Consider the following 23,220-nt stretch of genomic DNA (forward strand, 5'->3'; position numbering starts at 1 on the left):
TGCGCGAGCAGTCGATAGCGACCCACACGACGTCCTTCCGCTCGGCCGGGTCGCGAACGTTCGACCCGAACGTCGATGAGCAAGACGTCGAATTGGATACAGTAATTACGGGCGGTGACGTCGAACGACGTCACGGACATGATGGACATCCACTACGTGAACTTCGCGTGTCGGAACCCGGACGAACTGGCCGCGTTCTGGGCACAGGCGCTCGAGGGCGAACCGCAGCGGGTCAACGACGAGATCGTCGTCGTCGAGCGAACCGGCGGTTCGCCGTCTCTCATGTTTCGAGAGGCACCACGAGGCACCGACAGGGATCTCCCGATCCACCTCGATTTCGCGGTCGACGAGCGCACGGACGCCGTCGAGCGCTCGAGGAACTCGGCGCGAGCGCCCGCGAGACGAAGGCGATCGAAGACGACGGCTACGAACTCACCTGGACCGTGATGGAGGATCCGGCCGGCAACGGGTTCTGCGTCAGCGCCCGTTCGTGATCGAAGCGCTATCCAGCCCATTTCTGATCCGGATTTCTCCCGGTGCCAAACGAAGATAATGCCGATTTGGAGTCTCTACCCCTTTACTTCGAAAGTCGAAGTAGTAACGAAACGATCCGAACTCGCTCGACGCCGATTAGATGTAGTCGATCGACGGCGGCAACTCGAGTTTCATACCTTTGCGCTCGCGGATCTCCATGATATGCTCACGCTGGAGTGAGTCGGACATGACCTCGAAGCCGGCGTTTTCGGTGTTCCAGGATGCACGCCCCTCGGTCGCGCTCCGAATGTCGCTTGCGAAGCCGATCATCTCGCCGACGGGTGCGATACCCTCGACGACCATGAGGTCACCCTCCTGGTACATGTCGTCGACGCGGCCACGACGACCCTGGATCTCGCCGGATGCAGCCCCCATGTGGTCGTTGGGGACGTCGATGCGGACGTCCTGCATCGGCTCGAGCAGCTTGATCTGGCCGTCGATCAACGCCTTGTGGAGGGCGTTGCGGGTCGCAGGGATAACCTGTGCCGGACCGCGGTGGATCGTGTCCTCGTGGAGTCTGGCGTCGTGCAGGCGGATGAGGGTCCCCTGGACGGGCTCGTTCGCGAGCGGGCCGTTGTTGAGGGCGTCCTCGAAGCCTTCGATCACGAGTTCCATCGTCTCGTTCAGGTGCTGAATCCCCTTCGTATCGTCGATGAGGATGTTCGTCCCGTGGATGTGCTCGACTTCCTGAGAGTCGTCCTTGTCCATGCCGGCCTCCTGTAAGGCCTCACGACGTTCCTGCTCGGGCATGTCCATCGAGGCCTCGCCCATCTGGATCGTCTCGACGAGTTCGTCCGACATCGGCTCGATGGAGACGTAAAAGCGGTTGTGGCGGTTCGGCGAGATGCCCTCGATCTCGTCGCTCGGCCGCTGAGGCTGTTCGCGGAAGACGACGATCGGCTCGCCGGTGTTGACCGGAATCCCCTGGTTCGCCTCGATACGCTGGGTGATGACCTCGAGGTGAAGCTCGCCCTGTCCGGAGATCAGGTGCTCGCCGGTGTCCTCGTTGATGGTGATCTGGATCGTCGGGTCCTCCTTGGAGACCTGGCGAAGCGTCTCGATGAGCTTCGGGAGGTCGTCCATCGTCTGGGCCTCGACGCTTTTCGTGATGACCGGCTCGGAGATGTGCTCGATCGACTCGAACGGCGTCATATCGACGCTCGAGACGGTCGAACCGGCGATGGCGTCGCGCAGACCGGTGACGGCTGCGATGTTCCCCGCGGGAACCTCCTCGACTTCCTCGCGCTCGCCACCCATGTAGATGCCGACGGACTGGACGCGGTTTGTGCCCGCGGTGCCGGAGACGTACAGTTCCTGTCCCTTCTCGAGGGAGCCGGAGAAGACGCGGCCGGAGGCGATTTCGCCGGCGTGTGGGTCCATCGAGATGTCGGTGACCATGAAGACGACCTCGCCGCTCTCGTCGACGAGTCGCATCCCTTCCGCGAGGTCGGACTCGGCGTCGCCGCGCCAGATGCGCGGAATACGGCGGGGCTGGGCGTCGACAGGGTTCGGGAAGTGCTCACAGACCATGTCGAGCACGACGTCCGAAAGCGGCGTCTTCTCGTGGAGCTCCTGGCGCTTGTCCGCGCGCTCGAGTTCCATGATCTCGGCGAAGTCCATGCCGGTCCGCTGCATCGAGGGCATCGAGACGCCCCACTTGTACAGCGCGGAGCCGAATCCGACGGTTCCGCCCTCGACGCTCACGGTCCAGTCCTCGACGTCGTCCATGTCCTGGGTCATGCCCCGGATGAGTTCGTTGACGTCGTGAATGACCGAGAGCAGGCGCTCTTGCATCTCCTCGGGACCTTCCTGCAGTTCGGAGATGAGACGGTCGACCTTGTTGATGAACAGGGTCGGCTTGACGCCCTCACGGAGCGCCTGTCGAAGCACCGTCTCCGTCTGGGGCATGGCACCCTCGACGGCGTCGACGACCACGAGCGCGCCGTCGACGGCGCGCATCGCGCGCGTGACGTCGCCACCGAAGTCGACGTGGCCCGGCGTGTCGATGAGGTTGATGAGGTGGTTGGTGTCCTCGTACTCGTGGGTCATCGAGACGTTCGCCGCGTCGATGGTGATTCCTCGTTCCTGTTCGTCTTCCTCGGTGTCCATCGCGAGCTGTTCGCCGGCGGTCTCGTCGGAGATCATGCCGGCACCAGCGAGGAGATTGTCAGAAAGCGTCGTTTTTCCGTGATCGACGTGAGCGGCGATGGCGATGTTCCGGATGTTCTCCGGTTCGTCCATCAGCCGTTCACACTCTTGGACGATCTTTTTGCGTCGGCCCATATACACCCAGTTACCGCCAGCGGGGTCAAAAGGGTAGTGTTTCGCATCCGACGGCGTCATTTCGCCGGATACGAAGCTCGTCGGGCCTGAAAGGTCCGACTGCGTTTCGTCGCCGGGAGAATTCGACGCGTATCCCGCTTCGTAGGCGTAAATCTCCAGTTTGCGTGAGTGAATGCCACGCAACAAGCCGATCGATTCGCCACTGCCGTCTCCGCCTCGCGATCGCGGAGAAGGGGCGTAAAAGACATACAGTCACAACCCCTGGGACGTATACGCATGGACATCCGAGTACAGGGTCCCGGTCCGACCTCGCCGTTCCTCAGCGCTCGAGATCTCTTCGAAACCGAACACGATCTCTCGCTTCCGGTGTACGTCCACCTGCGGGACGACCCCGACGAGCGCACCTGGGCCGCCCACTACGACGACCATCACGTCCTCAACATCTCGAGACAGGCCGCCTCGAGTGCGATGGCTCGGGAACTCGCCCTCCACGAGTTCGCCCACATGGCCCGCCACGAGCAGGAACACCCCTCTCACACCCAGTCGACGGCGGAGGTGCTCTACCTCGCGCTTGCCGGCAGGCGCGTCGAACAGCGCAAGCTCTCGCACTGCTACCAGATCGCAAATCACATGAAAGACATCTACGCCGACGACATCACCCTCTCGGTCGGTCCCGGCGAGAAGCTGCTCGCGTTTCTCGAGTCGAGTCTGGCGACGGCGATCGCGGACCGGCCGAACGCACCGGCCCGACCGGGACTCGAGCGACTCTCGCCGAGCGCCGACCCCGAGATCACGGCCGTCAACGCCGCCTTCGCGCTGGCGCTGGCGGAGCGACACGACCTCGTCGACGACGACCACCGGCTGTACGACCTCGCACACGCGGCGGCGATGGACGCACCGGGCGTGGACTTTCAGGGGTTCAAGCGACGATTCCGCGAACTCGCCCGCGAACCGGACTCGAGTGCGTACCGACAGGTGCTCGTGGACGCGACCCGCTCGTACGTCGGCGGCGAGGGGCCGGCGGCCGACTGACCTTACCGACCGACTGCGGTTCGCGTGCACCGTTCTCCCCGACCAGATCACTCGCGGTCGGTCGGCGGAACGAACCGTTCGCTCGTCGAGGACGACCGCGAGTATCCCGCCACCGCGAAAACGATCGCGAAGCCGCTCGAGCCGACTCCGATGAAACGGAGACTCGCCGACTCGAGGACGACTGCGGTCGGTATCGCGACCAGCGCGAGCGCGCCACAGCACAGCGCGAGAACGACGTACTGCGCGCTCCGAACGCCGAGTCGGCCGAGGACGAGCCCGACCAACCCGCCGTAAGCCGCGGCCGGTCCGGCGAGCGAGACGGTTCCGAGGACGAACCGCCGGGTGCTCTCGACGGTGAGCAAGACGCCCAGCAGTATCGCTGCGGCGACCACTACGACCTCCCGCCACGTCACCCGGCGAAGCGAACGAATCCACGAACGCACGTCGTCGCTATCGCAGGCACACGAGTTAGATTTTTTGCACGAGCGCCGAACGCCGACAGCACGTCTCGCGGGGTCGGGCGAGCGGATCGAACCACCGATAACCGAACGCGCGGCTGTCGGTCGAGTGTCGAACGAGAAACGCCGAGAGAAAAATCGACTCGAGTTAGCGTGCAGCCGCCGCGACGCGCTCTTTCTCTTCTTTCTGGCTGATCGCGTACGTCTGGACGTCGTAGTTGGCCGCGCCGATCAGCTGGGTGGCGATGGCCTCCTCGACGGGAGTGGCCGTCTTGAACGAAGCGTTGTGAACGCCCTCGGCGATGAACTTCAGGGCCTGGTCGACCCGCCGCTGCGGAGCGACGTCGACCGCCTTCGGAACCGAGATGCCACCGTACTTCAGGCGGACGGTTTCCTCCCGTGGAGCGGCGTTCTCGACGGCCGTCACGAGCACCTGCACCGGGTTCTCCTCGGTGCGGTCGTGAACGATCTCGAACGCCTCGCGGACGCTGTTGAGGGCCTGTTGCTTTTTGCCGGTGTTCTCTTCGGTCTGCATCAGCCGGTTGATGAGCCGCTCGACGATCGAGATCTGGGATTTCTGGAACTGCTTGCTCGCGTGTCGACCGGCCGTGTGGGCGACCGGCGTCACCGCGATGTAGCGTTCCGTCGAGGGGTCGCCGTACTCGATCTCGTCGATCTCCCACGTGCCGAACAGTTTCGCGCCGACGTCCGTTCCGCCCGCGGGGGCGTCCGGGTCGGGTTGATCTTCAGCCGCCATGGTTATCGCACCGGTTTCTCCGCGTTCCCGCGGACGAGTTCGAGCAGTGCGACGCCGTTTACCTTGTCGACTTTGTAGTTGACGCCCGAGAGGTCGCCCATCGCACGACCCTTCGCTCCGCCGATGCCGGCGATGGTGACCTCGTCGTGTTCGTCGATGAACGAAATCGCGCCGTCGCCGGGACAGAACGCCGTGACCTGCTTGCCGTTTTTGATCAGCTGCACCCGGACGCACTTTCGAATCGCCGAGTTGGGCTGTTTCGCTTCGATGCCCACCTTTTCGAGTACGATACCTCGAGCCTGCGGGGCACCCTCGAGGGGGTCGGATTTCTCGCGGAGGCCCCGTGCGCGGCGCGCGTAGTCGGAGTCGGACCACCGCTGGTTCTGGCGGTCCTTCTTGAGCTTGCGCGCGGCGTACTTGCCGTTTGCCATGGAAGTCGGTATCCGACGGAGGCACTTAAACGGCCCGTTTTCGACTTCCTCGAGACGGCTCGAGAGCGATCTAACAGGGTGTAAAAAGAGATGTGAGCGCGTTTCGCTCCTCGAGAATCCGTGTCCGGCCGTGCCGGCCGGTCGGACGTGTTTCGACGGCACGCGTCGAGGTCGCCGATCGTGCTCGGTTTCGTCGAACGGCCACAGCCGTCCATCGGAAACGTACGGCGAAAGCACGACGCCGACGAACACGGCCGTGAGCAGAACCGTCGCGGCGCAGTTGGAATCGAGAACGGAACCGATTCGCGTCCGTCAGGGGCGCGAGTATCACCAGAACCGGGGGAACGGAGACGAACAGCGCCCGGAGTCAGTTCGTTCGACTACCATCAACCGAGTAACAAATCGCGCGCTCGAGCTGTGCGACGGACTCGCTAATTTGGCTGCCGGATGTACTTTAGATGAGCTGTACGTCGTCGATGTCGAAGTGCCGGTCGGCGAGCGTCCGCGCGGAGTCGATCGTCCGACCGTTCGTCCCGATCGCGACGCCGCGGTCTTCGTTTGCGACCTCGACGTAGGCGACCGTGTCCTCGTTCTCGCTCAGGGTGACGTTGTAGACCGCCGCCGGCGCGAGCGCGTTCGCGACGAACTCCGCGGGATCGTCGGCGTTCTCGACGAGCCGAACGGGCGCGTCGACGCGTTCTTCGTACCGCTTGATCGTCCGTCCGCCGGGACCGATCGCCTCGCCCATCTGGCCGCTCGAGACCACGACGATCAGCCGCTCGTCGACGTCCGCGTCGGAGGGCGGTTCCTCGTGCAGACAGTCGACGCCGTCCGCGCCGGTGACGTCCTCGAACAGCGCGAGGTAGCGGCGCGCGTCGTCGTCGAGGGAGAGTGCCATCGATCAGTCGGCCTGTCGTCCGCCGGTCGTCGATCCCATCCGGAGGTCGACGTCGCCGGTGCCGAGTTTGATCGGCTTGCCGACGATGACGTTCTCGGTGACGCCGTTCAGGTCGTCGATCTCGCCGTGGATGGCGGCGTTGAGCAGGTGGTTGACCGTCACTTCGAACGCCGCGCGCGCGAGGACGGACTCCTTCGAACCGGAGATGCCGTGACGACCGATGGACTCGATCTCGCCGTTGTTCGTCATGATGTCCGCGACCAGCATCAGGTGGCGGACGTTGACGTCGTCGAGACCCTGCTCGGCCAGCGTGTTGTTGGTCTCCTCGATGATCGCCTCGCGGGCCGCTTCGATGCCGAGGTTGCGGTGGATCTCGTGGATGTTGTTACACGTCGTCCGCGAGGCGTCGACGCCTTCGATCTCTAAGACGTCGCCGAAGGCGGATCCTTCGGTGTAGAGGACGAACTCCTCTTCGCCGTGGTCCATCTCTTCGCGGCGGATGACGACGCGGGAGATCTCCTCGATCCCTTTGAACGTGATGTCGCGCAACTCCTCGACCAGCTGGAGCAGATCGCGGTAGGACGGTTCCTCCGGCCCGAACTGGATCTCGGTGCCGTTCTGGACCGTATCCACGCCGAGGCTATCCTCGATGATCTCCGCGACCTCCTCGGGCGTGATCATCCGTTCGTCCAGGGTATCCTGGTTGAGCGAGATCTGGACGCGCATGTCCGCGACGTTCGTCGAGACGTCCCCAAGCGCGAGGATTTTCGTCGCCTCGATGTTCCAGACGACCTCGTGGGCCATCTCGCGTTCGGTGGCGTACTCGTCTTCCAGGTGGACCGTCATCATCGGCGTATCCGGCGTCTTCCGGGCGTCCACCAGCTCGATGAGACGGGGAAGCCCCTGGGTAACGTCGATCTCCGCGACCCCGGCGTAGTGGAACGTGTTCATCGTCAGCTGCGTTCCCGGTTCGCCGATCGACTGCGCGGAGACGGTACCGACGGGATCGAGCGGATCGACGCGCGTGTCGAGATACCGGTTCTCGACCGCCTTCGCGAGCTCGTCGGCGTCCTGAACCGTGGCGTCGCCGCGTTCTTCGAGTACCTCGTACACCTCGTCTTTGAGTCGACGTGGGAGGTCGGTGTCCTCGACGACCGCGATCGCGTCGTCGTCGACGTCGTACTCGACGCTAGTCATCGGAGCTCACCTCCGTGCCCTGGGCGAGTCGGTGATCCGCGTGCTCGGAGAGGTTCGTCGGCTGGCGTTTCCGGCCGAGGAATTCGCGACGCTCCGCTTCGGATTCGAACTCCGAATCGAGAACGCGGTCGGCGATCTGCGCGACGTCGATCGTGTTGTCGTCGCCCGAGGACACCTTGACCGGCGAGGTACCGTCCTCGCCGAACTCGAACTGGACGATGGTGTCGCTAGTGTCGCGCACCGTACCGTCGTACTGCGTCTCGAGTTCGGACAGCGCGTTGATCAGCCGCCGCTGCAGGTAGCCGGATTTCGACGTTCGAACCGCGGTGTCGACCAGCCCCTCGCGGCCGCCCATCGCGTGGAAGAAGAACTCTCGCGGGGTGAGACCGCTGGTGTAGGAGTTCTCGACGAAGCCGTGGGCTTCCGCCGAGAGGTCGTTCGGTTCGTAGTGCGACAGCGTCCGATCCTCGTAGCCGCGGTTGATGCGTTCGCCCCGAACCGCCTGCTGGCCGACGCAGCCGGCCATCTGGGTCAGGTTCAGCATCGATCCACGGGCACCCGAGGAGGCCATGACCACGGCGGGGTTGTCCTCGGTGAAGTGCTCGTCGGCGATGTTACCGGCGTTGTCTCGCGCACGCGAGAGGGTCTGCATGATCTTCATCTCGAGCGTCTCGTCGATCGTCCGTCCCGGAAGCGACTCGAGCTCGCCGCGCTCGTAGGCCTCGATCAGCTCCTCGACGCGGTCGTTCGCGTCCTCGATCGTCTCGTCGATGCGGGCCTGGGCCTCTTCGGGGATCGTCTCGTCGTCGATTCCGATCGAGAACCCGAAGTGCATGATCGCACGCATCGCGAGCGTCGAGACCTCGTTGATGAAGATCCGGGCGCGGGTGTTGCCGTAGACCTTCGTGATCGTGTCGACGATCTCGCCGCCGAACTCGCCGACTTCGTCTTCGGCGATGGTCCCCTCGACGAGCTGGCCGTCTTCGATGATCACGTCCTCGCCGATGGTGCCGGTGAACTCGAGGTTCAGATCGTCGGGCAGGAGTTCGGAGAAGACGTCGTGTCCGGTCCAGAACGGCTCGCCCTCGTCGTCGATACCGCTTGGCTCCGGCAGCTCGTCGATTCGGGTCGCCCGGAGCAGATCGAGCGCTTGCGTCTCGTTGAACCGCGGGTTGTCGTGGGTAAGCAGGTAGGTCCCGGAGATGTGGTCCTGGATCGCGCCGATGATGTTCTCGCCGAAACGCGGCGAGAGGATCTGTTCTTGGACGCGCATCAGGACGCGGGCCTCGGCGCGGGCCTCCTCGTTCTGGAGGGCGTGCATGTTCATCTCGTCGCCGTCGAAGTCGGCGTTGTAGGGCGGACAGACGACGGTGTTGAGCCGGAAGGTCTTGTACGGCATGACCACGACCTCGTGGGCCATGATCGACATCCGGTGTAGCGACGGCTGGCGGTTGAAGATGACGATGTCTCCGTCGACGAGGTGGCGGTTGACCTCCCAGCCGGCCTCGACCTTTTCGGCGAGCTTCTCGCAGTTCTTTTCGGTCACCTTCAGTCGGCGGCCGTCCGGCCGGCGGACGTAGTTCGCGCCGGGGTGGCCCTCCGGTCCGTTCGAGACGTAGCGCCGAGCCTCCTCGACGTTGCGTCCGGTGACGTTCATCGTCTGGGTCATCTCCTTTGCGACGCGGTCCGGAACGCCGACTTCGTTGAGCGAAAGCGTCGGGTCCGGCGAGATGACTGTCCGGGCGGAGAAGTTGACGCGCTTTCCGGACAGCGAACCGCGGAAGCGACCTTCTTTCCCCTTCAGGCGCTGGCTGAGGGTCTTGAGGGGGCGACCGGAGCGGTGTCGCGCCGGGGGCGTTCCCGAGATTTCGTTGTCCATGAACGTCGTCACGTGGTACTGCAACAGCTCCCAGAGGTCCTCGATGATCAGCTGGGGTGCGCCCGCTTCGCGGTTCTCCATGAACCGCTGGTTGATCCGGATGATGTCGACCAGCTTGTGAGTGAGATCGTCCTCCGAACGCTGACCGTTGTCGAGCGTGATCGACGGCCGAGCCGTCACCGGCGGCACCGGCAACACGGTGAGGATCATCCACTCCGGACGCGAGCGCTCGGGATCGATGCCGAGCACCTCGATGTCCTCGTCGGGGATCGCTTCGAACCAGTCCCGGATGTCCGAGGGCATCAGCTTGTTCGTGTCTTCCTCGGTGAGGTCGATGTCGAGGGCCTTCTCGATGGCCTTGCGCTGGTTCTCGCGCGGGCGGAACGACCCCGAAAGGATCTCGTTGATTCGCGAGAGATCGATCTCGGTCTCCTCGGCGAGTTCGTTCGGGCCCATGCGCTCTCCCTCCTCGTCGCCCTGCATCGCGGCTGCGATGCGCTGGGAGTACTCGCTGGTGAGCACCTGCTGAACCTCGTAGTACGTGGTGGGTTTCTCGTGGTCGATGTCGTACTGAATTTCGGCGCAGAACGGACAGCGATCCTTCTTTCTCGCCTGACGGATCGCGGCCTTCGTCACGTCGTTCAGATCGCGGCCGAGCTTTCGCGCCTCGTCGATCTGATCGCGGAACTCCTCGCGTTCGTCCTCGGTCAACAGGAGCCGCGAACACTCCCGGCAGGTTCCGCGCAGGAGCCGCCGAATGAGCTTCGTAAAGCCGACGTGGATCACGGGTGCGGCGAGTTCGATGTGCCCGAAGTGGCCGTTACACGAGCCGGAGTGCTTTCCGCAGGTCTTGCACTCGAGGCCGGGATCGATGACCCCCAGTCGGGGATCCATCAACCCCATGTCGATCGGGAACCCGTCGTCGTCGTAGGTGTCCGCGGTGATGATTTTCGTCGCGCTCATCTCCCGATACTCCTCGGGCTCCATGAGCCCGAAGTTGATCGATCCGATGTCCTTTGGTGTGCTGTTTCGCATCATGTCGTGGTCGTGTTCAGACGGCGTCCTCGAGTTCCAGTCGCGGCGCGATACCCAGCGCTTTCATCTCGTCTAACAGGAGCTTGAACGCGTAGCTCATCTCGATCTCGTGGATGTCCGTTTCCTCGTCGCAGTTGGGACAGTAGACCCGGCGCTGTTCGACGTTCTCGACCGCGCTCATGCCGCAGTTTCCACAGATGTGGATGAACTCGCGGTCGGATTCGTCGAGCAGTCGTTCTTTCAGCGTCATCGCCGCGCCGTGGCCGATGAACACGTCCCGTTCCATCTCCCCGATTCGCAGTCCGCCCTCGCGGGCGCGTCCCTCCGTGGGCTGGCGAGTCAACACCTGCACCGGCCCGCGCGAGCGAGCGTGCAGCTTGTTCGAGACCATGTGGTAGAGTTTCTGGTAGAAGATGATCCCGACGAAGATCTCGGCCTCGATCTTCTCGCCGGTGACCCCGGAGTACATGGTCTCCTTGCCGGCGGAATCGAACCCGTTCTCCTCGAGTCCTTTCCGGAGTTCGTCCTCGTCCTCGCCCAAAAACGGCGTCCCGTCGACTCGACGGCCCTCCATCGCCCCGAGTTTCCCGCCGATCATCTCGAGGATGTGTCCGACGGTCATCCGCGACGGCAGCGCGTGGGGGTTGAGCACGAGGTCGGGGACGACGCCTTCCTCGGTGAACGGCATGTCCTCCTGCGGTGCGAGGTGGCCGACGACGCCCTTCTGTCCGTGTCGCGAGGCGAACTTGTCCCCCAGTTCGGGGATCCGCTCGTCTCGAACCGAGACCTTCGAGAGCTTCGAGCCGTCCTCGCCTTCCATCAGCGTGACCGTGTCGACGACGCCGGACTCGCCGCTTCGCATCGTCACGGACGTCTCCCGGCGCTTCTGGGGCGAGAGGCCGCCCATGTCGTCGGGCTCTTCCAGGAACCGCGGCGGACTCGTCTTGCCCAGCAGAACGGAGTTCTCGTCGACCGGCGTCTCGGGATTGACGAGACCGTCCTCGTCGAGGTGGTTGTACGCCTCTTCCCCGCGAGCGCCGCGAACGTCCTGGCTGGGGATCTCGAAGCGGTCCTCCTGGCCGCCCGGATACCGACGTTCCTCGCCCTCGTAGGTCCGGAAGAAGTGCGACCGCGCGAGCGCCCGTTCGACCGACGCCTTGTTCATGACCAGCGCGTCCTCGATGTTGAACCCCTCGTAGCTCATCACGGCGACGACGAAGTTCTGTGCGGCGGGTCGGTCGTCGAAGCCGATCTGCTCGGTCGTTTGCGTTTTGACCATCGAGAGCTGCGGGTAATGCAGCAGGTGCTGGCGGGTGTCCGGTCGGATGCGGTAGTTGGCGCTCGGAAGTCCGAGCGACTGCTTGATCATTCCCGCCCCCATCGTGATGCGCGGACTCGCGTTGTGTTCGGGGTACGGAATCATTCCCGCACCGATCCCGAAGATGAGCTGGGGATCGATCTCGAGGTGGGTGTGTTTCTCGTCGAGATCGTCCTCGTCGACGGCGACGTAGATGTCCTCTTCTTCTTCGGCGTCGATGAACTCGATGTAGCCGTGGTTGACAAGATCCTCGAACTCGAGTTCGCCCTCGCGGAGCGCTTCGATCTCGGTTTCGGAGATGCGCGGCTCACCGTCCTCGACGACGAGCAAGGGTCGTCGTGCGCGGCCGGCGTCGGCGTTGACGATCACCTCCCGCGTCCGATCTTTCACCGAGACGTTGACCATCTCGGAGATGTCACCGATGCGTCGCGCTTCGCGGATCTGTTCTGCGAGTTCGTGCGGATCGGGATGGGTCCCCACCAGCGACCCGTTGACGTAGACTTTGGCTTCTCGTTGTTGGCTGCTCATGATTGATTAGTCGTCCGCCGGAGTCGATCGTTCGATACCTTCGATGCCCGGAATGCCCTGGACGCCCATCGACGCCAGTTCGCGTTTGAGCTGTTGTTCGTCCTCGACGTTCTGTGAGAGCTCCATCGCCTGCGCGAAGTTTTTGACCAGTCCACAGTTCGGCCCTTCGGGCGTCTCCGACGGGCAGATGCGTCCCCACTGGGTCGCGTGCAAGTCCCGCGCCTCGAAGTGGGGCTGCGAGCGAGAGAGCGGGCTGCGCAGCCGCCGAAGGTGTGAGAGAACGCCCATGAAATCCGTGCGGTCGACCAGCTGGGAGACGCCGGAGCGGCCGCCGACCCAGTTGCCCGTCGCGATCGGGTGCTCGAGGCGTTCGGTCAACACGTCCGACCGAACGACCGTCGACACCGACAGGTTCCGGTTTCGCATGTTCGCACGCTCGAGCTGGTACTTCACGTCGCGTGCGAGCTTGTTCAGCGCCGTCCGGAAGAGATCTTTCATCAGGTCGCCGCTGACCTTCAGGCGCTTGTTGGCGTAGTGGTCCTTGTCGTCGGCCTCGCGCCGGCCGAGCGCGAGTTCGAAACACGCCTCCGCCATCCGACAGAGGTAGTGAGCCTTGTTGATCCGAACGTCCTCCTCGTCGACGCCATCCTCGTGGAGGTGTGGCAGGAGGTACCGATCGATGACGTAGTTGGCGCGTTTGAGCTGGTAGTTCTTGCCCTGGCCGGAGGCGACGCGCTTGCCCAGGGTCTCGATGGCCTCCTCTTCGGACTGGACTTCGGCTTCCTCGAGGTTCTCGAGCATGTACTTGACGACCTCGGGATCGTTCGAGACCTTGTGAACGATCTCCTCGTCGGACTCGAGCCCGAGCGCCCGCACGAGGGTGACGAAGTTGATCGATCCCGAAACGGAGGGGAACGACACCTCGAGCAGGCCGTCGCGCGTCCGTTCACAGAGGACGAGCGCGCGGTAGCCCCGACGCTGGGAGAAGGTCTTGGCGACCTGGATCTCGTCGCCGTACTTGGTGTCGTACTCCGCCAGGATCTTGTTCGGTGCCAGGTCCTCGCTGGTCATCAGTACGCGCTCGGAACCGTTGACAATGAAATAGCCGCCGGGATCGGCGGGGTCCTCGCCGATCTCGATCAGTTCCTCGTCGGAGAAGCCGGCGATGTTACACTTCTCGGAGCCGACCATGATCGGCATCCGTCCGATCTTGGTCTCGGTGGAGTCGACGACGCGCTGGTCGCCCTCCTCGCCGATGACGATCGACATCTCCATGAAGACGGGCGCGGAGTAGGTGATGTTTCGCAGCCGCGCCTCCTGGGGATACAGCAGCTCCTCGGAGCCGTCGGCTTCACGGACGCGCGGGGTGACGACGCGAACGTCGCCCAGCTCGACGTGGACCGGCTCTTCGCCTTCCTTGTCGCCGATGTCCGTGTCGATGGTCGCCTTCTCGTCGACGACCTCCTGCATTCCGCGGCCGAGAAACGCGTTGAACGAGCGGTAGTGGTGTTCTGCGAGCCGTTCCCTCGAAAAGTATTCGCGCGAGATGTCCCGTCGTTTGTCTCGGTCGAGTTCCATTGCCATTTATTCCACCACGAGTCGGTATACGACTGCCTGATCGGTCGTCCGCGAGTTTCGAACGATCTTGATGACGTCGCCGACCTCCGCCTCGTCGGGTAAGGCGGGATCGCTTCGTTTGATTTTCGGGAGGTCTGTACGGTCGATGTTGTACTCCGTGAGGACGTCCTCGAGGACGTCCTCCTCGAGTACGGTGTGCTCCGGAACGAGTTCGTGTTGGCTTACGTCTACCATGTGTTGGTGTTGGTGTCGGTCTGCGTGTGGGCTACCGGGAGAGAAGTGGCTGTCACGAGATACTACAGTTAGATAGCGGGGGCACCCATTTAACGGTTACTAACTCGATCCAGACGCAACGCTAACCGACCGGGCAACCCGGACCGGAGGTGCCGATCACACCTGTCACTACCCGACTAACCGTTAAATTCCTTGTGGGTCGTGCGAAATTGTAGCACGAATCCCGTTCGAGCGAGCCGTCGTGGATGGGTCTCGCCTACCACACGCCTCCCGATTGGAAAGCCTTAATACTGCGACCGGGCAACCCTGAGTCACAGCCCGGATGGTGTAGTGGCCCATCATACAACCCTGTCACGGTTGTGACGCGGGTTCAAATCCCGCTCCGGGCGTGTTTTTCCGCGAACCAATTCGACGAGCACCGCGTCGCGTGTGCTCGTCACACGTGAGCGGAAAACACCCAACAAGGGATTTGAAGGACGGAACGAGCGAGCCGTGCGAGCGAGTTCAGGTGGTTCAAATCCCGCTCCGGGCGTCTTCTGCTGCCGTCGACTCGAGAGCGAGGAGTATAGCGACGAGCGAGCGACGACGGCAGCGAAGCACAAACAGCGGGATTTGAATCAGAGAGCAGCTTTGCTGCGACCGTGGTTCAAATCCCGCTCCGGGCGTCTTCTGCTTCCGTCAACTCGAGAGCGAGAAGTACAGCGACGAGCGAACGACGACGGCAGCGAAGCACAAACAGCGGGATTTGAATCAGCGAGTGAAGCGAGCGTCGTGAGCGAAACGACCGTGGTTCAAATCCCGCTCCGGGCGTCTTCTGCTGCCTCACCTCGAGAGCGAGGAGGACAGCAACGGCCGAACTCACGATCGAGAATTACGACTCCTCGAGTCGCTCGTACAGCGCGGGGAGGACGTCAGTTACGTCGCGTCGAAAGACGACGTCGGCGAGTTCGTCGAAGGGCGTCTCCTCGAGCGTGACGACGGCGACGGTCGCCCCGGACCCGGTGGCGATTCGCGGGAGCGACGCGGCGGGTTCGACGACGAGCGAGGAGCCGATCGCGAGGAAGACATCGGATTCGCGTGCGAGCGAGCGGGCGCGCTGGATGGCTGCGCCGGGAAGCTGTTCGCCGAAGAGGACGACGTCCGGCTTGAAGAGACCGCCGCAGTCACACCGCGGCGGCAGTTCGCCGGCGGCGGCGCGTTCGAAGATCGGATCCGCTTCGGCCCGTTGGCCGCAGTCGACACACCGGACCCGGCGAGCGTTGCCGTGGAGTTCGAGAATCGAGGGACCGTCGAGTGGAGTCTGCAATCGGTCGCCGTCGGAAATCGCCTCGGCTGCGTCGTCGTGCAGTCCGTCGGTGTTTTGCGTGACGATCGTCTCGAGGCGGCCGGACTGTTGGAGTGCGGCGAGCGCCTCGTGGGCGACGTTGGGCTCGTGGTCGTCGCCGAACAGCTCGCGCTGGAGATCGATCCGAGCCGCCCAGAAGCCCGCCGGATCGCGCTGGAACCGGCCGTGGGTGAACTGTCCCTCGTCGAAGCGGTCCCAGACGCCGCCGTCGCCTCGAAAGGTCGGAACGCCCGAGGGTGCGGAGATGCCGGCCCCGGTGAGCGCCACGGCCGTCTCGGCGGTGCGGAGGTCCGCCGCGAGTCGCTCGAGGTCGTCCATATCGGGATCTCGAGACCGACGGGCAAAAGTCCGGAGGTCCGACAGCCGATCCCCGGTGGAACTCGGAACGGGCGTCGCGGGCGGACTATCGAGCGGTCGAGGAGTACGACGCCGCGAGCGTGGCCTCGATCCGCTGGAGGTGCTCGCCGACCGTTCCGGCCGAGATTCCGAGCTCCGCCGCCAGTTCTCGGTGGGTCGTTCCGCGCGGAACGTCGTAGTAGCCCCGCTCGTGGGCCAGGTCGAACACCTCCCGTTGACGATCGCTCAGCGACGGCGCTGGACCGCCGGACGGATCGTACTCGCCGAGCCGTTGCAGGTCGAGTTCGATCCCGTCCGGGAGATCCTCCACGGCGCGCTGAATCGAGCGGTTCGTTCCGAGAGCCGTCACCTCGAGGCCGCGGCCACCGAAGCCGTCAGCTTCGACGTACTCCATCGGCCAGTCGAGGACGATTTCGTGCTCGCGGAGGATCGACAGGAGGTCGGTGACCGGACCGACGCTTCGGCAGTGAACGTAGGCGACGCCGCGACCGTGGCGGTCCTCGCCGGCCACGTCGAACTCGAGCGCGTCGGGTGCTGCAGCCAGCAGCGTCCGGGCTCGCTCGAGGTCGCCGCGGAGTTCGAGGAGTTCGACGTACCGGCGTTCGGAGACGGGATTGACGTGGCGAATCGCATCGATCGACACCGCGTCGCTTCGGGCGAACGCGTCGTCGATCGCGTTGATCCGGCCGTCGGTCCACGTGAGCACGACGGTGGCGTATCTCACGGTCGACCACCGGGCCGACGATGCGGCTCGTCCTCGAGTCGATCGTTCGAGCGGTCGAACGGGTTCGCGTTCATACTGATGGGGCGACACGAGCACATATAAAAACACCTCGCATGATCGGATACAAGCGGAGGTGATCGGACGCCGTACCTCTGGCTAGCGATGAGCAACGACGCGCAGGGAGTCGACGAACGCCCGCCCGGTCCGGACGGATTGCCGATCCTTGGAACTCAGCTCGCGTTCCTTCGCGACCCGTACGGCTTCATGACGGAGACCGCCCGCGAGTACGGCGACGTCGTTCACTGGCGGGATCCCGGCGGCGACGTCTACCAGCTCAACCATCCGGACTACATCGAGCACGTGCTCGTCCAGCACAACGAGAACTACGTCAAAGGCGACGAGTTTCAGAACGTTCTCGGGCCGATCACGGGAAACGGCATCCTCAACAGCGAGGGGGAAGTCTGGCGGCGAAACCGCCACCGCATCCAGCCCGCCTTCCACCCCGACCGCATCCGGGAGTACGCCGAGATGATGGTCGAGTTCACCGAGGACGCCCTCGAGACGTGGACCGACGGGGAGATCCGCCACGTCCACGAGGACATGATGGCGGTGACGCTGAAGATCGTCGCGCGGGCGCTGTTCGGTGCCGACGTGGACGACCACGTCGACGCCGTCGGATCGGCCCTCGAGACGTTCATGGACGCGACCGAGAACCTGCCGCACCTGGCGTTGCCGCCCTCGATCCCGACGCCGGCGAGGCGACGGATCAAGCGCGCGCGGCGAGAACTGGACGATGTCGTCTACCGGCTGATCGAGGAGCGGCGTGCGAATCCGACCGACCACGACGTCATCTCGAAGCTCCTCGAGGGCGAGGAGGGGAAGGCGATGTCGACCGAACAGATCAGAGACGAGGTCGTGACGCTGCTGTTGGCCGGACACGAGACGACGGCGCTGGCGCTGACGCTCACGTTCTACCTGCTCTCGAGAAACCCCGCACCGGAGGAGACGCTCCTCGCGGAGCTCGAGGCGGTGCTCGACGGCCGACCGCCGACGATGGCAGACGTGTCCGATCTCGCGTACACCGAGACGGTGATCAGAGAGTCGATGCGGCTGTATCCGCCGGTCCCGGGGATCGTTCGCGAACCCGTAAAACCCGACGTGATCGGCGGCTACGAGATTCCTGCGGGCGCGACGGTTCGGATGCACCAGTGGGTCGTCCACCGCGATCCGCGGTGGTACGACGACCCGCTCGCGTTCCGTCCCGAGCGCTGGACGGACGAGATGGAATCGGATCTCCCGAAACTCGCGTACTTTCCGTTCGCGGCGGGCCCGCGCCGATGCATCGGAGACCGGTTCGCGATGCTCGAGGCTCAGCTCATCCTCGCCGCGGTGTACCGACGGTATCACCTCGAGCTCGTTCCGGGGACGGACCTCGATCTGATGGCGACGATCACCGCCCGACCGAAACACGAGATACCGATGATCGTTCACGAGCGGTGACGGATCGTGCGATGGCGATCGAAGCAGGCGATCACGTCGCGGCTCGAGTCGCCGATCGTCGGCGACCGAACGTCGCGGTGACGCTCTGCCGTCCGCCGTCGCGAGTCCGAACGGTTGCGCTTAAGTTTCGGCTGCGAGAATCGAGGGGTATGCAGGACAGAACTTACACGGCCGACGCCGAGCCCGGCGACCACGTCACCGTCTCCGGCTGGATCCACGAGATCCGCGACCTCGGCGGGATCGCCTTCCTGATTCTCCGCGATTCGACCGGCAAGATCCAGATCAAATTCGAGAAGGACGAAATGGACGACGACCTCGTCGAGACGGGACTGGGGGCCGCACGCGAGAGCGTCGTCAGCGTCTCGGGGTCGGTCGAGGAAGAGCCGCGCGCGCCGACCGGCGTCGAGGTCGTCCCCGAGGAGGTCGAGATCGTCTCCGCGGCCGACCCGGAACTGCCGCTCGACCCGTCGGGGAAAGTCGACGCCGATCTCTCGACGAGACTCGACAACCGAACCCTCGACCTCCGCAAGGACGACGTGCAGGCCATCTTCGAGATTCGGGCCGAGATCATGCGCGCCGTTCGCGAGCGGTTCCGCGAGTTCCGCTGTACGGAGATCAACACGCCGAAGATCGTCGCCACCGGTACTGAAGGCGGCACCGAGCTGTTCCCGATCACCTACTTCGGCGAGGAGGCGTTCATGAACCAGTCGCCACAGCTGTTCAAGCAGCTGATCGCCGGCTCGAACGTCGAGCGCGTCTTCGAGATCGGTCCCATCTTCCGCGCGGAAGAACACAACACGCCGCGACACCTGAACGAGGCGACCTCGATCGACTTCGAGGGCGCGTTCTGCGACGAGAGCGACGCGATGGACGTCGCCGAAGGCATCGTCAAGGCGGCCTACGAGGCGGTCGAGCGGAACTGCGGCGAGGAACTCGAGGCGCTGGGCCTCGCCGACGAGTTCGCGGTTCCCGAAGGCGAGTTTCCGCGGCTCAGCTACGAAGAGGCCATCGAGCGTATCAACGCGACCGGCGAACTCGACGAACAGCTCGTCTGGGGCGACGACCTCCCGACCGAGGGGGAGAAAGCCCTCGGGGCTGACGTCGGCGGCCACTACTTCATCACGGACTGGCCGAGCGAGATCAAGCCGTTCTACATTCAGGACCACGACCACGACGAGCAGCTTTCGACCGGATTCGACCTGATGCATCCGCGCATGGAACTGGTCTCGGGCGGCCAGCGCGAACACCGTCACGAGAAGCTCATCGACGGATTCGAACAGCAGGGACTCGACCCCAACGAGTTCGAATACTACACCAAGATGTTCAAATACGGCATGCCGCCCCACGCCGGCTTCGGCCTCGGCGGCGAACGACTCGTCATGACGACCCTGGGCCTCGAGAACATTCGCGAGGCCGTCCTCTTCCCGCGAGACCGTCAGAGGCTGAGCCCATAGGGCGAAGTCTCTGAGAGCTAGCAAGTCGTTGCGAGCGCTAGCGAGCGACGTCTCGCGAGATCGCCAGCGGTTGTCGCCGTAGGCGAGGACGCGACCGATGGGAGCGTCCTCGAAACTGCGAGCGGGAGCATAGCGACACGCGAGCGGCGACAAACCTGAGAGCCAGCAAGACTCGAGCATCGCTCTCGATCGACGACCGGACGCGTTCGGCGTCCGCTCCGGTCCGACCGTCGCGATTCGGGCCCTACCGCCGCGATCACTCGCCCCGGGGTCGGGCGATCCGTCTCTCGAGCGAGCCTTGTCCCGCGCTCGAAGAGCGGTACGCGGCCGTCGCCGAGACGAACTGTCCTAACTGCGTCGCCGCCGTCGGCGTGCTCGCGCTCGCGCCTCGAGGGACCTCGCCGGCGGGATCCGACTGACGGGGGCTCGAGGACGGACTTTCGTTCAGTCCGAATCGCGAACCGTCGTACGCACCGCCTCGACGAAGCGATCCGGTGCGGTGAGCATCGCCTCGTGGGCCTGCCCGTCGAGGGAAACGATACGGCCGTTCGAAAGCGCATCGTCGACCGCTCCCGTGGCGTCTTTCAGATACGACGGACTCTCGTTCCCCGTCAGCAGCACGGTCTGCGTGGTCACGGTTGCAAAACGGGTGCGGTCGAACTCGTACTCCCGAATCCCGCGGACGCTGCGGACCCAGACGTGGGCCGTGTCCACCAGGTCCGGCCACTCCGGTGTCGCGCGCTGGGCGTCGATTTCCTCCGGCGTGGATTGTGCGATCTCCTCGAGGAACAGTACGAGGACCCGTTCGTTTTCGCCTGCCTCGAGCAGCCCCGCCAGTTCGGCGAGCACCCGCTCCGAGCAGAGTTCGTGATCGCCGACGGGAATCGGCGGCTCGTACAGGACGAGTTCGCGCAGGTTGTTGGTCCGGAGGGCCGCCTCCAGCGACAGGAGCGCTCCCGAAGAGTGCCCGAGCAGCGTCACCGGTTCGTCGATCGAATCGACGACGGCGGCCACGTCCTCAAACTCGCGTTCCAGCTCGTAGTCGGCGGCGTCACCGCTCTCGCCGACGCCGCGACAGTCCATCGCGCGGACCGTGTACTCCTCGGCGAGGGTCGAACGGACGTCGGAGAGGTCCCAGAATCGACGATCGCAGGCGCCTCCGTGGACGAGTACGAGCGGGGGTCCGCTGCCCGTTCGTTCGAACGCGATCTCGGTTCCATCAGCGGATTCGATGAATTCCACTTCTCCGTTGATTGGTGTAGTGTCTGCCATGATTTCGTCAACCCGTCCGCACGTGAACCGGCGACGGGTGCGATGATGTAACTATCTAGTGAAATATTGCACGCCGTGCACGGATCGAACCGGGTCGGCCGACGCGTCCGCCTAGGGGGTCGTGAACTCTTCCGGTACCGGGACGGCTAACGCGGCCTCGTCCACCGGTCGCGCCTCCTTGCGACACCGCCGAAAGACGGAGAGTGCCCACTCCCGAGCCTCGGGCGCGGCGGTATCGACCCAGGCGCGCAAGTCTCTGGTTTCGGCGTCGTGACAGCAGATCGCGACTCGATCGTCGAAGATGTCGACTCCACACCGCGTCCGGTCGGGGAGGTCGTCGTGGACGAAAATCGTGCAGCGATCCGACGCGGCCGCCCTCTCGAAGCGGTCGGGATTCCAGTCGACGGTCGCCGCAAGAACCGACGGCGAGTAGATGAATTCGACGTCCATCCCCTCGATGGCCTCCCGACAGAACACCTCGTTTGCGGCCGCCTTAAACACCGTCGCGCCGAAGCCGCGAATCGAATCGCTCCCTTCGACCAGTTCGACGACGCGCTCGACGGGTTCGTACGGGTAACCGGAGGGGAGAGAGGCGACGACGGCGTCGGTGAACAACTCCACGGAGAACCCCTCCATTTCTCGCGGAAGCCACTGCCAGACGTCCCGGAGTTGCGTCTCGAGTTCCATCGCGCCGCGCAGGTTCGCGAACCGTTCTGCGACGAACTCGCCGAGCGGCGTGAGTTCGTACGTCCGACCGTCCCGTTCGATCCACCGTCGCTCCTCGAAGTCACCGAGGACGCGTCCGACGGTCGAAGCGTGTGCGCCGGTCATCGATCGCAGGTCGCGCCGATCGCAGCCTCCCTCGGCGAGTGCGTCGAGCACGCGGACCCGATGGGTCGAACTGGCGATAAATGCGATCTCGTCTATCGACGATCCCATGTTAGTTGATAACACAGGGTCGCTCTTAACGTCTGCCGTTGGGTTCGGACGAGAAGCGACTCGAGCGGCGGAAAGAGACTCGAACGAAGAGCGCGATCAATCGACAGTCGAAGATCGGGAGCTCGATCTCGAGTCGGCGAGTTCAGGGCCAGAGGCCCCGGACCGCCTTCGCCTCCGCGATCCGCGAGAGCGCGACCACGTAGGCCGCATCGCGCCAGGTGAGGTCCTTCCGTTCGACCTCCGTGCGGACGTCCTCCCAGGCCGCGAGCATCTTCACCTCGAGTTCCTCGTTGATTTCCTCGAGGGTCCACTGACGGCGGTTGATGTCCTGGAGCCACTCGAAGTAGCTGACCGTGACGCCGCCGGCGTTGGCGAGGATGTCTGGAATCACCGAAATGCCGCGCTCTTCGAGGATGGTGTCGGCGGCGAACGTCGTCGGGCCGTTCGCGCCTTCGACGACGATATCCGCCTGAACGTCGTCGGCGTTGTCGTCCGTGAGCACGTTGCCGACGGCGGCGGGAATCAGGACGTCGACGTCGAGTTCGAGGATCTCCTCGTTGGACAGCGTGTGGGGGGCGTCCTGTTCGAGGACGGCTTCGGGTTCTTCGTCGTGGGTCGGGATCGCGTGCGTGTCGAGGCCGTCGGGATCGTAGATCGCGCCGTTGACGTCGCTGACGCTCACGATCGTCGCGCCCCAGTCCTCGAGCAGCCGGGCGGCGTTCGCGCCGACGCTGCCGAAGCCCTGGATCGCGACGGTCGTCTCGGAGAGGTCGCGGCCGTAGTGATCGATCGCCTCCCGCGTGATGATCGCGGTCGATCTGCCCGGAGCCTCCTCGCGGCCGTGGGAGCCGCCGATGACGGGCGGCTTACCGGTGACGACGCCCGGAATCGTCTCGCCCTGTTGCATCGAGTAGGCGTCCATGAACCAGGCCATCGTCTGGGCGTCGGTTCCCATGTCCGGCGCGGGGACGTCCCGCGTCGGGCCGACGATGTCGCGGATCTCCTCGGCGAACCGGCGGGTGAGACGCTCGATCTCGTCGTGGCTCAGCGACTTCGGATCGACCGCGATGCCGCCTTTGCCGCCGCCGAAGGGGAGATCAAGGACGGCGCACTTCCAGGTCATCCACATCGAGAGGCCGATGCACTCGTTGGCGTTCACTTCGGGGTGGTAGCGCAGTCCGCCCTTGTAGGGGCCGCGAACGTCGTCGTGCTGGGAGCGATAGCCGGTGAACACTTCGACGGTTCCGTCGTCGCGCTCGAGGGGAACCGACACGCGCTGGACGCGCGTCGGGTGTTTGAGGCGCTCGACGACGCCGTCGTCTACGTCCGCGTGAGTTGCGGCGCGCTCGAGCTGGCGGCGGGCGGTGACGAGCGCCGAGTCCGTCTCGCCGGCGGCCGTCGTCGTTTTGGTGGATGATTCGACGTCAGTTGCGTGATCTGAGGTGTTCGGAGTCATGGATTCGGTGT

At 64.4% G+C, this 23,220-nt stretch carries 19 protein-coding genes and 1 tRNA gene; 5 read left to right on the forward strand and 15 right to left on the reverse strand.

The genetic code is table 11. The features are described from left to right. Positions 1-114: 114 nt before the first annotated feature. Positions 115-447: a VOC family protein gene (locus tag EA472_RS05770; protein WP_124190561.1), complete on the forward strand. Its 333-nt coding sequence runs from the start codon at positions 115-117 to the stop codon at positions 445-447. Positions 448-630: 183 nt separating this feature from the next. Here the strand turns inward: EA472_RS05770 and EA472_RS05775 are convergent, their stop codons facing one another. After that, positions 631-2,817 (reverse strand): elongation factor EF-2, encoded by a 2,187-nt coding sequence (locus tag EA472_RS05775; RefSeq protein ID WP_124190562.1) that lies wholly within the window; start codon positions 2,815-2,817, stop codon positions 631-633. Between the two features lie 276 nt (positions 2,818-3,093). Here EA472_RS05775 and EA472_RS05780 point away from each other — a divergent pair, with 276 nt between their 5' ends. Beyond that, entirely contained in the window at positions 3,094-3,849 is a 756-nt protein-coding gene (locus tag EA472_RS05780) for a DUF5781 family protein (RefSeq protein ID WP_124190563.1), read from the forward strand. A 47-nt stretch (positions 3,850-3,896) separates the two neighbouring features. On the opposite strand, the gene EA472_RS05785 is transcribed toward EA472_RS05780, so the two are convergent. The 9 genes from EA472_RS05785 to EA472_RS05825 form a co-directional block, all read right to left on the reverse strand. Further along, complete coding sequence (locus EA472_RS05785; protein WP_124190564.1) at positions 3,897-4,292, reverse strand: hypothetical protein; 396 nt, start codon at positions 4,290-4,292, stop codon at positions 3,897-3,899. A 163-nt stretch (positions 4,293-4,455) separates the two neighbouring features. After that, positions 4,456-5,064 carry a 30S ribosomal protein S7 gene (locus tag EA472_RS05790; protein ID WP_124190565.1) on the reverse strand — a complete coding sequence of 203 codons (609 nt, stop codon included), beginning with the start codon at positions 5,062-5,064 and terminating at the stop codon, positions 4,456-4,458. Positions 5,065-5,066: 2 nt separating this feature from the next. Next, positions 5,067-5,495 (reverse strand): 30S ribosomal protein S12, encoded by a 429-nt coding sequence (locus EA472_RS05795; RefSeq protein ID WP_086887596.1) that lies wholly within the window; start codon positions 5,493-5,495, stop codon positions 5,067-5,069. Positions 5,496-5,949: 454 nt separating this feature from the next. Beyond that, entirely contained in the window at positions 5,950-6,393 is a 444-nt protein-coding gene (locus tag EA472_RS05800; RefSeq protein WP_124190566.1) for a NusA-like transcription termination signal-binding factor, read from the reverse strand. A 3-nt stretch (positions 6,394-6,396) separates the two neighbouring features. After that, entirely contained in the window at positions 6,397-7,590 is a 1,194-nt protein-coding gene (gene rpoA2, locus EA472_RS05805) for a DNA-directed RNA polymerase subunit A'' (RefSeq protein WP_124190567.1), read from the reverse strand. Then, positions 7,583-10,504: a DNA-directed RNA polymerase subunit A' gene (locus EA472_RS05810; RefSeq protein WP_124190744.1), complete on the reverse strand. Its 2,922-nt coding sequence runs from the start codon at positions 10,502-10,504 to the stop codon at positions 7,583-7,585. The genes rpoA2 and EA472_RS05810 overlap by 8 nt, the downstream gene beginning before the upstream one ends. Positions 10,505-10,520: 16 nt before the next feature. Next, positions 10,521-12,350, reverse strand: coding sequence for a DNA-directed RNA polymerase subunit B (gene rpoB, locus EA472_RS05815; protein ID WP_124190568.1), 1,830 nt, complete (start codon positions 12,348-12,350; stop codon positions 10,521-10,523). Positions 12,351-12,356: 6 nt separating this feature from the next. Next, positions 12,357-13,934, reverse strand: a complete 1,578-nt coding sequence (locus tag EA472_RS05820) for a DNA-directed RNA polymerase subunit B'' (RefSeq protein ID WP_124190569.1) — start codon at positions 13,932-13,934, stop codon at positions 12,357-12,359. After that, positions 13,935-14,162, reverse strand: coding sequence for a DNA-directed RNA polymerase subunit H (locus tag EA472_RS05825; RefSeq protein ID WP_124190570.1), 228 nt, complete (start codon positions 14,160-14,162; stop codon positions 13,935-13,937). A gap of 316 nt (positions 14,163-14,478) precedes the next feature. Between EA472_RS05825 and EA472_RS05830 the strand changes: the two genes are divergently transcribed. Continuing rightward, a tRNA-Asp gene (locus EA472_RS05830) sits at positions 14,479-14,551 on the forward strand. A gap of 482 nt (positions 14,552-15,033) precedes the next feature. Here the strand turns inward: EA472_RS05830 and EA472_RS05835 are convergent. Both EA472_RS05835 and EA472_RS05840 read right to left on the reverse strand, forming a co-directional pair. Then, positions 15,034-15,825 carry an SIR2 family NAD-dependent protein deacylase gene (locus tag EA472_RS05835; protein WP_124190571.1) on the reverse strand — a complete coding sequence of 264 codons (792 nt, stop codon included), beginning with the start codon at positions 15,823-15,825 and terminating at the stop codon, positions 15,034-15,036. Between the two features lie 85 nt (positions 15,826-15,910). Continuing rightward, on the reverse strand, positions 15,911-16,588 hold the full coding sequence (locus EA472_RS05840; RefSeq protein ID WP_124190572.1) for a helix-turn-helix domain-containing protein: 678 nt from the start codon (positions 16,586-16,588) through the stop codon (positions 15,911-15,913). 162 nt (positions 16,589-16,750) lie between these two features. On the opposite strand from EA472_RS05840, the gene EA472_RS05845 reads away from it, so the two are divergent. Together EA472_RS05845 and aspS are read left to right on the forward strand one after the other, a co-directional pair. Beyond that, positions 16,751-18,088 (forward strand): cytochrome P450, encoded by a 1,338-nt coding sequence (locus EA472_RS05845; protein WP_124190573.1) that lies wholly within the window; start codon positions 16,751-16,753, stop codon positions 18,086-18,088. Positions 18,089-18,237: 149 nt separating this feature from the next. Continuing rightward, on the forward strand, positions 18,238-19,542 hold the full coding sequence (aspS, locus tag EA472_RS05850; RefSeq protein ID WP_124190574.1) for an aspartate--tRNA(Asn) ligase: 1,305 nt from the start codon (positions 18,238-18,240) through the stop codon (positions 19,540-19,542). A gap of 444 nt (positions 19,543-19,986) precedes the next feature. On the opposite strand, the gene EA472_RS05855 is transcribed toward aspS, so the two are convergent. The 3 genes from EA472_RS05855 to gdhB form a co-directional block, all read right to left on the reverse strand. Next, positions 19,987-20,814, reverse strand: coding sequence for an alpha/beta fold hydrolase (locus EA472_RS05855; RefSeq protein ID WP_124190575.1), 828 nt, complete (start codon positions 20,812-20,814; stop codon positions 19,987-19,989). 111 nt (positions 20,815-20,925) lie between these two features. Next, on the reverse strand, positions 20,926-21,753 hold the full coding sequence (locus EA472_RS05860) for a helix-turn-helix transcriptional regulator (RefSeq protein WP_124190576.1): 828 nt from the start codon (positions 21,751-21,753) through the stop codon (positions 20,926-20,928). A gap of 142 nt (positions 21,754-21,895) precedes the next feature. Continuing rightward, positions 21,896-23,209, reverse strand: coding sequence for a glutamate dehydrogenase GdhB (gene gdhB, locus EA472_RS05865; RefSeq protein ID WP_124190577.1), 1,314 nt, complete (start codon positions 23,207-23,209; stop codon positions 21,896-21,898). Positions 23,210-23,220 lie beyond the last annotated feature (11 nt).

Source organism: Natrarchaeobius oligotrophus, from assembly GCF_003841465.1.
Taxonomy (GTDB): Archaea; Halobacteriota; Halobacteria; order Halobacteriales; family Natrialbaceae; genus Natrarchaeobius; species Natrarchaeobius oligotrophus.

Excerpts from the sequence above, each read along its gene's own strand:
- EA472_RS05775 (WP_124190562.1), bottom strand. The coding sequence starts at position 2,817 with ATGGGCCGACGCAAAAAGATCGTCCAAGAGTGTGAACGGCTGATGGAC.
- EA472_RS05780 (WP_124190563.1), top strand. The coding sequence starts at position 3,094 with ATGGACATCCGAGTACAGGGTCCCGGTCCGACCTCGCCGTTCCTCAGC.
- EA472_RS05790 (WP_124190565.1), bottom strand. The coding sequence starts at position 5,064 with ATGGCGGCTGAAGATCAACCCGACCCGGACGCCCCCGCGGGCGGAACG.
- EA472_RS05795 (WP_086887596.1), bottom strand. The coding sequence starts at position 5,495 with ATGGCAAACGGCAAGTACGCCGCGCGCAAGCTCAAGAAGGACCGCCAG.
- EA472_RS05800 (WP_124190566.1), bottom strand. The coding sequence starts at position 6,393 with ATGGCACTCTCCCTCGACGACGACGCGCGCCGCTACCTCGCGCTGTTC.
- rpoA2 (WP_124190567.1), bottom strand. The coding sequence starts at position 7,590 with ATGACTAGCGTCGAGTACGACGTCGACGACGACGCGATCGCGGTCGTC.
- EA472_RS05810 (WP_124190744.1), bottom strand. The coding sequence starts at position 10,504 with ATGCGAAACAGCACACCAAAGGACATCGGATCGATCAACTTCGGGCTC.
- rpoB (WP_124190568.1), bottom strand. The coding sequence starts at position 12,350 with ATGAGCAGCCAACAACGAGAAGCCAAAGTCTACGTCAACGGGTCGCTG.
- EA472_RS05820 (WP_124190569.1), bottom strand. The coding sequence starts at position 13,934 with ATGGCAATGGAACTCGACCGAGACAAACGACGGGACATCTCGCGCGAA.
- EA472_RS05825 (WP_124190570.1), bottom strand. The coding sequence starts at position 14,162 with ATGGTAGACGTAAGCCAACACGAACTCGTTCCGGAGCACACCGTACTC.
- EA472_RS05835 (WP_124190571.1), bottom strand. The coding sequence starts at position 15,825 with ATGGACGACCTCGAGCGACTCGCGGCGGACCTCCGCACCGCCGAGACG.
- EA472_RS05845 (WP_124190573.1), top strand. The coding sequence starts at position 16,751 with ATGAGCAACGACGCGCAGGGAGTCGACGAACGCCCGCCCGGTCCGGAC.
- aspS (WP_124190574.1), top strand. The coding sequence starts at position 18,238 with ATGCAGGACAGAACTTACACGGCCGACGCCGAGCCCGGCGACCACGTC.
- EA472_RS05855 (WP_124190575.1), bottom strand. The coding sequence starts at position 20,814 with ATGGCAGACACTACACCAATCAACGGAGAAGTGGAATTCATCGAATCC.
- EA472_RS05860 (WP_124190576.1), bottom strand. The coding sequence starts at position 21,753 with ATGGGATCGTCGATAGACGAGATCGCATTTATCGCCAGTTCGACCCAT.
- gdhB (WP_124190577.1), bottom strand. The coding sequence starts at position 23,209 with ATGACTCCGAACACCTCAGATCACGCAACTGACGTCGAATCATCCACC.